Here is a 9872-nt window from a genome sequence, read left to right as displayed (position 1 = left end):
CAGGGTTCTTGGGGGCCATGAGCAGCTCTTTCCGGGAGGGTCAGACCTGGGCCGTGGGTGACTTGCTCTGGGTGTTCTGGCCGGTGCCGGAGTACTTCGACTGGTAGTCCTCGTAGGACCGCTTGGCCGAGTCGCCCGCGTTCCGGGCCGCCGACGCCGCTTCGTCGGCCCGCTTGCCCGCCGCTTCCGCGGCCTCCGCGGCGCGCTTGGCCGCCGCGATGTCGGACTCGCTGCCCGACGCGAACGCCCGCGCGTTGGCCTCGGCGGCCTTGGCGTTGGCCTCCGTGAAGGCGGCGTTGGCCTGCTCGTACCTGGCGTTGGCTTCCTTGGCGGCGTTGTTCTTGGCGGACAGGTCGCTCTCGGCGGCCGACCGCGCCGGGTCCTGCTGCCCGCCGGGGTTGTTCTGCTTGTACTCGTCGTACGCCTTCTGCTGGGCCTCGTCGCTCGGCTTCGTGTCGGCCAGCGCCTGGTTCGACCGCTTCGACGCCTCGGCGAGGTCCCGCGCCTCCTTGGCCGCGGCGTCGGCCGCCCTGGCCGCCTCGGCGCGCGCCGCCTCGGCCTCCGCCTTCGCGGCCTCGAACTTGGCGTTCGCCCGGTCGAACGCCGCCTGGTCGCCGGACCTGGCCGCGCGGTTGACCTCCTCGGCCGCCTCGTTGGCCCGCTTGTTCGCCTCGGCCGCCCGGTCGGACTTCTCGCTGAGCTTCTCGTTGGCCGACTTCAGCTCGTCGGCTTCCTTCTTCTCGTCGTCCTTCGCGTCCGAGTACTTCTGGTTCGCGGCCTTGGCGTCCTGGTCGGCCTTGTCGAGCTTGTCCTTCTCGTCGTCCTCCTTGCGGCCCTTCTCGATGTCCTTGTCGACCTCGTTCTGGGCCTTGTAGCCCTCCCAGCCGATCTCGCCGACGTCGGCGATGTTCTCGAACCGGTCCCAGCCGTCCTTGATCTTCTTGATCACGCCGTCCAGCTCGTCGAGCCGCCCGAGCTGCCTGCCCAGCGCGGGTACGAGGCGCGCGATGCGGGCGGCGACGTTGGTGGCCAGCGCGATGCCCTTGCCGACCGCGAACCCGATGAACGCCGCGATGGACGCGCCGAAGGTGGGGATCGACAGGGCGGCGGCGGTCAGCGCGCCCGCGATGAGGGAGCCGAGGAACTGGGCGATCATGTCGCGCACGATGTCCCGCAGGACCTGCACCAGCATCCCGCAGACGGCGACGATCTTGGCCTTGGTCTCGATCGCGCCGGCCAGGCTGTCCAGCTCCTTGCCCATCGCCTCCATGCTGGCCTGGAACCGCTCGGACGCCTGACCGGTCCACCCGTCGAACGTGACGAGGCCCTGCCGGTGGTCGTCGGCGAGCACCCGCATGTCGACGGCCTGCTTCTTCGTGGCGTCGACGTTGCGCTGGATGTCCTCCGGGTCGCCCATCAGCTGGTCGAAGCCCTCGCGGATGAACGAGACGTGCTCGATCAACCAGCCGATGCCCGCGCCGAGGATGCTGCCGAACGGGTCCGTCACGAACATCACCACCGAGGACGCCGCGCCGATCGCGTTGAACGTGATGTCCAGCACGCGCTCGGTCTCGGACTCGGCGTCCTTGTTGATCGAGTCGATCAAGCCGTCGAACGCCTCGATGAACAGCGTCCCCTTGAGCTTGTTCTCCTCGGTGATCTCCATACCGGGAGGTGACGCGAGCGGTGTCTCGCTCATCGGATGGCCTTTCTAGCTCACCACGGCTGGTTGTCGTCGTCGTCTTCGTCGTCGCGGCGCGGCGGGCGGGCCGGTCGCTGCGGTGCGGGGGCCTGCTGGAAGGGCTGCTGGAACGGCTGCTGCTGCGGGTACTGCGGCTGCTGCGGCGCGAACGGGGGGCGCGCGGGCGGGCGGGGCGGCTCGGGCTCGGGTTCCGGCTCCGGGTCGTAGGCGTCGTCGGCGTCGTCGGCGGTCGCGTCGGGCTCGTCGTCCGGCAGGGCGTCCATGTACATCCGCATCGCCTCGGTGCCCGTGCCCATCGGCTCGAACGCCTCCATCACCTTCGCGGCGGCCTGCTTCTGCGCGGCGCGGGCGGTGCTGAGGATCAGGGCGGTGAGCCGGGCCGGGCCCAGGTCGCAGGCCCGGTGGCCGAGTTCGAGGCCGAGCAGGCCGCCGTTGGGCCCGACCGTGACGGTGACCGCGCCGTCCTGGCTGGTGACCCGACCGTTCGCGGCGGCCACGTTCTCCTGGAGGTCGGCCGACTTCTGCTTGAGGTCGGCCAGGCGCGATTCGTAGTCGTCCAGCCACTGCCGGGGGTCCAAGGCTGCCTCCTCCAGGCGGATACAGATGCAGCCTGGAGTCCACTCAACAACGCCAACGCGCCCCCAACGCGCCACTAATGTTTTCCGCGCCGCCTCCGGCGGCGCGCGGCGGGGCCTCGGTGGGGCGGGGTGAATGGGGTGAGGTGGGCGGGGCGAAGGGGAAAGCGGGAGGCGGGGCCTGATCGACACGCCGGGTGATGCGGCGGCTTCGGTGTGGGCTTGGCGCGTGCGAACGGGCGCTGCGCAATTACGGACAGTGGCGCGATTCGACACATCTCGGTCACGTGCGGCCCCGTCCCTGCGCGGCCCTCGTTACCACGGGGTACGGTTCGCCACTCGGAACCCGACGACGCCGTCGGGGATTTGTCTGCTCGATGAGCAGGGAGGGAGACGAGCCGTGCGTCGTCGAATGCGTGGCATCGCGGTGGCCGCGATCGCGCTGACCAGCGTTCTGTCGATGGCCGCCTGCGCCAAGGACAACGGTGGGTCCAACACCGGTTCGACCGGCAACGCCTCCGGTGGTTGCAAGCTGGCGCCCAAGCCGCCGGCCGCCGCCGCGGCCTCCAGCAGCTCCTCGGCCGGCGAGAAGGTGGACGGCAGCGCTCTCAAGGTGGGCCTGGCCTACGACATCGGCGGTCGCGGTGACGCCTCGTTCAACGACTCCGCCGCCGCCGGCCTGGACAAGGCGAAGGCCGACTTCGGCGTCCGCGAGCTGAAGGAGCTGACCGCCGCCCCGAACGAGGCGGAGGACGCCAAGCAGACCCGGCTGCGCCAGCTCGCGAGCGAGGGCTTCAACCCGATCATCGGCGTCGGGTTCGCCTACGCCGAGTCGCTGAAGGTCGTCGCGCCGGAGTTCCCGAACGTCAAGTTCGCCATCGTGGACGGCGCGGTGGAGGGCGCGGCGAACGTGACGCCGCTGCTGTTCGCCGAGGAGCAGGGCTCCTTCCTGGCCGGCGTGATCGCCGCCTACCAGTCCAAGACCTGCCACGTCGGCTTCGTCGGCGGTGTGAAGATCCCGCTGATCCAGAAGTTCGACGCCGGCTTCGAGCAGGGCGCCAAGGCCGCCGCGCCGGACGTCAAGATCGAGAAGAAGTACCTGACCCCGGCGGGCGACTTCACCGGCTTCCAGGAGCCCACGAAGGGCCAGGAGGCCGCCAAGGGCCAGATCGAGGCCGGCGCCGACGTGCTCTACCACGCGGCGGGCGCGTCCGGCAAGGGCGTCTTCTCGGCCGCCAAGTCGGCGAACGTCAAGGCCATCGGCGTCGACTCCGACCAGTACCACCAGGCGACCGTCGCGGAGTCCAAGGACGTGATCGTCTCGTCCATGCTCAAGCGCGTCGACGTCGCGGTGTACGACTTCGTGAAGGCGGTCGCCAAGGACGACCTCGCGAACTTCCCGAAGGTGTTCGACCTGAAGGTGGACGGCGTCGGCTACTCCACCTCCGGCGACAAGCTCGACGACGACCTGAAGGCCGTGCTCGACGGCTACAAGGCGCAGATCATCGCGGGCAAGATCGAGGTCAAGGACAAGCCGAGCAGCTGAGCCGGCCACACCGCATTGGGCCTCGCGAGACGTGCTCGCGAGGCCCAATGCGTGGTTTCGACCCCGGCACCAAGACGGAGCCCTGATATGAGCACCAGCACCCCTGCCGCCGACGCCGCACCGGCGGTCGTCCTGTCGGGCATCACCAAGCGGTTCCCCGGCGTGGTGGCCAACAGCGACGTCCACCTCACCGTGCGGGCCGGCGAAGTGCACGCGTTGTGCGGCGAGAACGGCGCGGGCAAGTCCACGCTGATGAAGATCCTCTACGGGATGCAGCAGCCCGACGAGGGCACCATCGAGGTCGGGGGCAGGCCGGTCCGGTTCCGGAACCCGGCGGACGCCATCAAGGCCGGCATCGGCATGGTGCACCAGCACTTCATGCTGGCCGACAACCTGACCGTGCAGGAGAACGTCGTGCTGGGCGCGGAGGCGCTGCACGGCATCGGCGGCCGGGCGCGCAAGGTGATCCAGGGCCTCGCGAAGTCGACCGGCCTCACCGTCGACCCCGGCGTGCTGGTCGAGCGGCTCGGCGTCGCCGACCGCCAGCGGGTGGAGATCCTGAAGGTGCTCTACCGGGGCGCGAAGGTGATCATCCTGGACGAGCCGACGGCCGTGCTGGTGCCGCAGGAGGTGGACGAGCTGTTCACCACCCTGCGCGCCATGCAGGAGCAGGGCTACACGTTCCTGTTCATCTCGCACAAGCTGGACGAGGTGCGCGCGATCGCCGACTCGGTGACGGTGATCCGGCGCGGCACCACGGTCGGCACCGCCGACCCGAAGGCGGTCAGCTCGCGCCAGCTCGCGGAGATGATGGTGGGCAGCGAGCTGCCCAGCCCGGAGACGCGCGAGTCGACGGTCACCGACCGGGTGGTGCTGCGCGTCGAGGACCTCGGCCTGGTCGCCGAGGAGGGCACCCGCCCGGTGCTGGACGGCATCGACCTGGTCGTGCGGTCCGGCGAGGTGGTCGGCATCGCGGGCGTGGAGGGCAACGGCCAGACCGAGCTGGTCGAGACGATCATGGGGATGCGCCGCGCGCACCACGGCCGCGTGCTGCTGGGCGACCGCGACCTGTCCCGGCTCGGCACCCTGGCCCGGCGCGAGGCGGGCATCGGCTACGTGCCGGAGGACCGCCACCGCCAGGGCCTGCTGCTGACGCAGCCGCTGTGGGTGAACCGCATCCTCGGCCACCAGACCCGCGAACCCGCGGCGAAGGGGCTGTGGCTCGACCTCGCGGGCGCGAAGCGCGACACGCGGCGCATCGTCGACGAGTTCGACGTCCGCACGCCCGGTATCGACGTGCCCGCCGCCGCGCTGTCCGGCGGCAACCAGCAGAAGCTGGTGGTGGGCCGGGAGCTGTCCGGCGACCCGGTGCTGCTCATCGCGTCCCACCCGACGCGCGGCGTGGACGTCGGCGCGCAGGCGCTGATCTGGGACGAGATCAAGCGCGCGAGGGCGCGCGGCCTGGCCGTCCTGCTGATCTCCGCCGACCTGGACGAGCTGATCGGCCTGTCGGACACGATCAAGGTGATGCTGCGCGGCAGGCTGGTCGCCGACGCGGACCCGGCCTCGGTCACCCCGGAGGACCTGGGCAGCGCGATGACCGGCGCGGGCGCCACGAGCGCCGCCGTCGCGGAACTGGAAGGCGAGTGATGGGAATCCTGCGCGGCAAGCTGCTACCGCCCGCCCTGGCGATCCTGTTCTCCGCGCTGCTGTGCGGTATCGCGCTGCTGGTGTCCGGCGCGAACCCGCTCAAGGCGTTCGGCGTGATGGTGTCGCAGGTCGGCGAGGGCACGACCGCCGTCGACATCGTCAACAGCACCGGCACCTACTACATCGCGGCGCTCGCGGTGGCGATCGGGTTCCAGATGAACCTGTTCAACATCGGCGTCGAGGGCCAGTACCGGGTGGCGGCCGTGGTGGCGGCGGTGGTCGGCGGCTCGATCGCCCTGCCGCCCGGCCTGCACGCCCTGGCGGTCATCGTCGTGGCGGCGCTGGTCGGCGCGCTGTGGGCGGCGGTCCCGGCGGTCCTGAAGGTCACGCGCGGCGTGAACGAGGTCATCTCGACGATCATGATGAACGGCCTGGCGCTCGGCCTGGCCGCCTACCTGATCCGCGAGGACGTGTTCGGCGAGCTGCGCGGCAACAACATCCGCACCCCCGAGATCCCGGAGAGCGGCTGGGTGCCGGGCATCCCGTTCGGCTCCTCCGGCACGGTGTTCGGCCTGGTGTTCCTGGCCGCCCTGCTGGGCGTCGCCTACTGGGTGATGATGAACCGCACCCGGTTCGGCTTCGAGCTGAAGGCGTCCGGCGAGTCGGCCACGGCCGCCGCCGCGGGCGGGGTGAGCGCCAAGAAGATGGTGCTGGTCGCGATGCTGCTGTCCGGCGGCATCGCCGGCCTGGTGTCGATGCCGGAGATCCTCGGCCGCGACCACACCTACAACCTGAACTTCCCGGCGGGCATCGGGTTCTCCGGCATCGCGATCGCCCTGCTGGGCCGCAACCACCCCGGCGGCATCGCGTTCGGCGCGCTGCTGTGGGCGTTCCTGGACAAGTCGGGCCTGGCGCTGGACAACGTCGGCGTGCCGAGGGAGATCGTGACGATCATGCAGGGTGCGATCGTGCTGTCGGTCGTCGTCGCCTACGAGGTGGTCCGCCGGTTCGAGCTGGCCGCCGAGCAGCGCAGGGTCGGCAGGCAGCTGGGGGCGGTGGCGGCGTGAGCGGACCGGGCGAACCCACGACCACGGCGCGCGGGGCGGACCGCCCGGCGGGCGCCGGCGAGGCGGCATCATGAGCACTTCCCTGATGAACCCATCGGAGGCACCCAGCACCGTCCCGCCGCCCCGGAAGGCCCGCCGGGTGCCCGGCTGGCTCGTCGGCGTGCTCGGCGTGGCGGGCGCGGTCGTGCTGCTGTCGACCACGTCGTACCTGACCGACGTACCGCAGCTGACCTCCACCGGCACCATCCAGACCGCCGTGCGGCTGGCGCTGCCGATCCTGCTCGCCGCGCTCGGCGGCCTGTGGGCGGAGCGCGCGGGCGTCGTGAACATCGGCCTCGAAGGCATGATGATCATGGGCACGTGGGGCGCCGCCTGGGCGGGCTACCAGTGGGGCCCGTGGGCCGCGCTGCTGGCCGCCGCCGCGTTCGGCGCGCTGGGCGGCCTGCTGCACGCGATCGCGACGGTGTCCTTCGGCGTCAACCACATCGTGTCCGGCGTGGCGATCAACCTGCTCGGCGCGGGCCTCACCAAGTACCTGTCCACGCTGATCTTCTTCCCGGTCTCGCACAACCCGCGCGAGTCGCCCGCCGTGCCGAAGTTCGACACCTACTCCGCGCCCGGCCTGTCCGAGTGGCTGGGCGAGCTGGAGGCGCAGCAGCGGGTGGGGCTGTCGGACGTGGCGGGCATCCTGCGCGGCCTGGTCACCGGTGTGTCCCCGCTGACGATGCTGGCGATCGCGCTGGTCGTCGGCAGCTACCTGGTGCTGTGGCGGACGCGGTTCGGCCTGCGGCTGCGGTCGTGCGGCGAGAACCCGGTCGCGGCCGAGTCGCTGGGCGTGCACGTGTACCGGCACAAGTACCTCGCGGTGATCGCGTCCGGCGCGCTCGCGGGCATCGGCGGCGCGGCCCTCGTGCTCAACCCCGGTCAGCCCGGCTACCTGGAGGGCCAGACCAACGGCCGCGGGTTCATCGGCCTGGCGGCGATGATCTTCGGCAACTGGCGGCCCGGCGGCCTGCTGGGCGGCGCGGCGCTGTTCGGCTACGCGGACGGCCTCCAGTTGCGCAGCGGCGGCAAGACGTTCCTCGCGCTGGTCTACGGCGCGGTGCTGCTGCTGGCGGTCATCGTGGTCTGGCAGCTGGTGCGCCGGCGCTGGTTCGCGGCGGCCGGCGGGATCGTCGCGGCGGTTGCCCTGTACGCGGTGTACTACAGCCTCGACGAGGTGCCCAGCGAGCTGACCACGTACGCGCCGCACCTCGTGACGCTCATCGTGCTCGCGGTGGCGTCGCAACGGCTGCGCGCGCCCGCCGCGGACGGGGTGGTGTACCGCCGTGGTTGAGGTCGACTGGGACGAGCTGCGGGCGCGGGCGGTCGAGGCCGCCCAGTCCGCGTACTGCCCGTACTCCGGCCTCCGGGTCGGCGCGGCGGCGGTGTGCGACGACGGCCGGGTCGTCGTCGGCTGCAACGTCGAGAACGCCTCGTACGGCGTGGGCCTGTGCGCCGAGTGCACGATGGCCGGCCAGCTCCGCCTGACCGGCGGCGGCCGGTTCGTCGCCGTCGCGTGCCGCGGCGGCGGGGGAGAGCTGCTGATGCCGTGCGGGCGCTGCCGCCAGGTGCTGTACGAGTTCGGCGGGCCGGACTGCCTGGTCGACACGCCGTCGGGCGTGCTGCCCATGAGCCGGGTGCTGCCCGACGCCTTCGGAGCGGAGGACCTGCCGTGACCCACACCGCCGTGGACGTGATCCGGGCCAAGCGGGACGGCCACCGGCTGTCCGACGACCGGATCGACTGGGTGGTCGACGCCTACACCAGGGGCGACGTCGCCGACGAGCAGATGGCGGCGCTCGCGATGGCGATCTTCCTCAACGGCATGGACGACGCCGAGACGGCCCGCTGGACGCGCGCGATGGTCCGCTCCGGGGAGACCCTGTCGCTGGACGTCGGCCGCCCCACCGTGGACAAGCACTCCACGGGCGGGGTGGGCGACAAGATCACCCTGCCGCTCGCGCCCCTGGTGGCGGCGTGCGGCGCGGCCGTGCCGCAGCTCTCCGGGCGCGGCCTCGGGCACACCGGCGGCACGCTGGACAAGCTGGAGTCCATCCCCGGCTGGCGGGCGCGGCTGTCGGTGGACGAGATCACCGCGCAGCTGCGCGACGTCGGCGCGGTGGTGTGCGCGGCGACCGAGGGCCTGGCGCCGGCGGACCGCAAGCTCTACGCGCTGCGGGACGTGACCGGGACCGTCGAGTCGATACCGCTGATCGCGAGTTCGATCATGTCGAAGAAGGTCGCCGAGGGCGCGGCGGCCCTGGTGCTGGACGTCAAGGTCGGGTCCGGCGCGTTCATGAAGACCGAGGACCGGGCGCGGGAGCTGGCCCGCGCCCTGGTGTCGATCGGCGCGGACCACGGCCTGGCGGTGTCCGCCCTGCTGACCGACATGTCCGTGCCGCTGGGCCGGGCGGTCGGCAACGCGGTGGAGGTCGCCGAGTCCGTCGACGTGCTGCGCGGCGGCGGCCCGGCGGACGTGGTGGAGCTGACCGTGGCGCTGGCGGCGGAGATGCTGGACCGGGCGGGCCTCGAGGCCGACCCGGCGGCCGTGCTCGCGAGCGGCGCGGCGTACGAGACGTGGGCGCGCATGATCCGGGCCCAGGGCGGCGACCCGGACGCGCCGCTGCCGGTCGGCGCGCACCGGCACGTCGTGGTGGCGGAGGAGGACGGCGTGCTCACCGCGCTGGACGCCTACGCCGTGGGCGTGGCCGCGTGGCGGCTGGGCGCGGGGCGGGCGCGCAAGGAGGACCCGGTGCAGGCCGGGGCGGGCGTGCTGTGCCTGGCCAAGCCGGGCGACGAGGTCGTCCGGGGGCAGCCGCTGCTGGAGCTGCGCACCGACACCCCCGACGCGGTCGCCGGCGCGCTGGCCGCGCTGGACGGCGCGTGGGCGATCGGGGGCACCGCGCCGGCCCGGTCGCCGCTGGTGATCGACGTCGTCCGCGGCTGACCACCGCATCGACGCCGGCCGCGGCTGAGCCGAACCGCCTGGAACAGGTCGGAAGCGGTGGAACGGCCGCGCCCGGCCCGGACCTGCCCCTGGTGCGCAACCCGTTGACGGGGCAGGACGTCCGGGTGGCGCCTGCCTTCGCGGCGCACCGCGCGGGCGCCCAACCCGCGCGTGCTGCCGTTCTGAGCGGCCGAAGTCCGTTCGTGATCCCGAAGCGCCGTCCCGCGAGGTGCGGTCCCCGCCGGGCGCCGCTCCGCACCCGTGCGGCGTGGTCGGTGCGCGAGGTGCGGTCCCCGCCGGTCCCCGCTCGCACCCCGTGCGGCGTGGTCGCGGCAGCGAAAAG

General features: G+C 72.3%; 8 protein-coding genes. 6 read left to right on the top strand and 2 right to left on the bottom strand.

The window, feature by feature from the left end; all coding sequences use genetic code 11:
- Nucleotides 1-40 precede the first annotated feature (40 nt).
- A complete protein-coding gene (locus C8E97_RS31510; RefSeq protein WP_147455284.1) occupies nucleotides 41-1699 on the bottom strand; it encodes a hypothetical protein in 1659 nt (552 codons plus the stop codon).
- Nucleotides 1700-1716: 17 nt separating this feature from the next.
- Complete coding sequence (locus C8E97_RS31505; RefSeq protein ID WP_121009446.1) at nucleotides 1717-2280, bottom strand: YbaB/EbfC family nucleoid-associated protein; 564 nt, start codon at nucleotides 2278-2280, stop codon at nucleotides 1717-1719.
- Between the two features lie 409 nt (nucleotides 2281-2689).
- Here C8E97_RS31505 and C8E97_RS31500 point away from each other — a divergent pair, with 409 nt between their 5' ends.
- The 6 genes from C8E97_RS31500 to C8E97_RS31475 all read left to right on the top strand — a co-directional run bounded on the left by C8E97_RS31500 (nucleotide 2690) and on the right by C8E97_RS31475 (nucleotide 9529).
- Nucleotides 2690-3823, top strand: coding sequence for a BMP family lipoprotein (locus C8E97_RS31500; protein ID WP_121009443.1), 1134 nt, complete (start codon nucleotides 2690-2692; stop codon nucleotides 3821-3823).
- Nucleotides 3824-3910: 87 nt separating this feature from the next.
- On the top strand, nucleotides 3911-5473 hold the full coding sequence (locus C8E97_RS31495) for an ABC transporter ATP-binding protein (protein WP_121009440.1): 1563 nt from the start codon (nucleotides 3911-3913) through the stop codon (nucleotides 5471-5473).
- Nucleotides 5473-6540 (top strand): ABC transporter permease, encoded by a 1068-nt coding sequence (locus tag C8E97_RS31490; RefSeq protein ID WP_121009436.1) that lies wholly within the window; start codon nucleotides 5473-5475, stop codon nucleotides 6538-6540. The genes C8E97_RS31495 and C8E97_RS31490 overlap by 1 nt, the downstream gene beginning before the upstream one ends.
- Nucleotides 6541-6610: 70 nt before the next feature.
- The gene (locus tag C8E97_RS31485; protein ID WP_121009433.1) at nucleotides 6611-7876 is read left to right on the top strand and encodes an ABC transporter permease; all 1266 of its coding nucleotides are present in this window, start codon (nucleotides 6611-6613) and stop codon (nucleotides 7874-7876) included.
- On the top strand, nucleotides 7869-8258 hold the full coding sequence (locus C8E97_RS31480) for a cytidine deaminase (protein WP_121009430.1): 390 nt from the start codon (nucleotides 7869-7871) through the stop codon (nucleotides 8256-8258). The genes C8E97_RS31485 and C8E97_RS31480 overlap by 8 nt, the downstream gene beginning before the upstream one ends.
- Nucleotides 8255-9529 carry a thymidine phosphorylase gene (locus C8E97_RS31475; RefSeq protein WP_121009427.1) on the top strand — a complete coding sequence of 425 codons (1275 nt, stop codon included), beginning with the start codon at nucleotides 8255-8257 and terminating at the stop codon, nucleotides 9527-9529. The genes C8E97_RS31480 and C8E97_RS31475 overlap by 4 nt, the downstream gene beginning before the upstream one ends.
- The last annotated feature ends 343 nt before the right edge of the window (nucleotides 9530-9872 follow it).

It is taken from the genome of Saccharothrix australiensis (assembly GCF_003634935.1).
In the GTDB taxonomy this organism is placed as follows: domain Bacteria; phylum Actinomycetota; class Actinomycetes; order Mycobacteriales; family Pseudonocardiaceae; genus Actinosynnema; species Actinosynnema australiense.
This window is presented reverse-complemented; position numbering and strand designations above follow the sequence as displayed.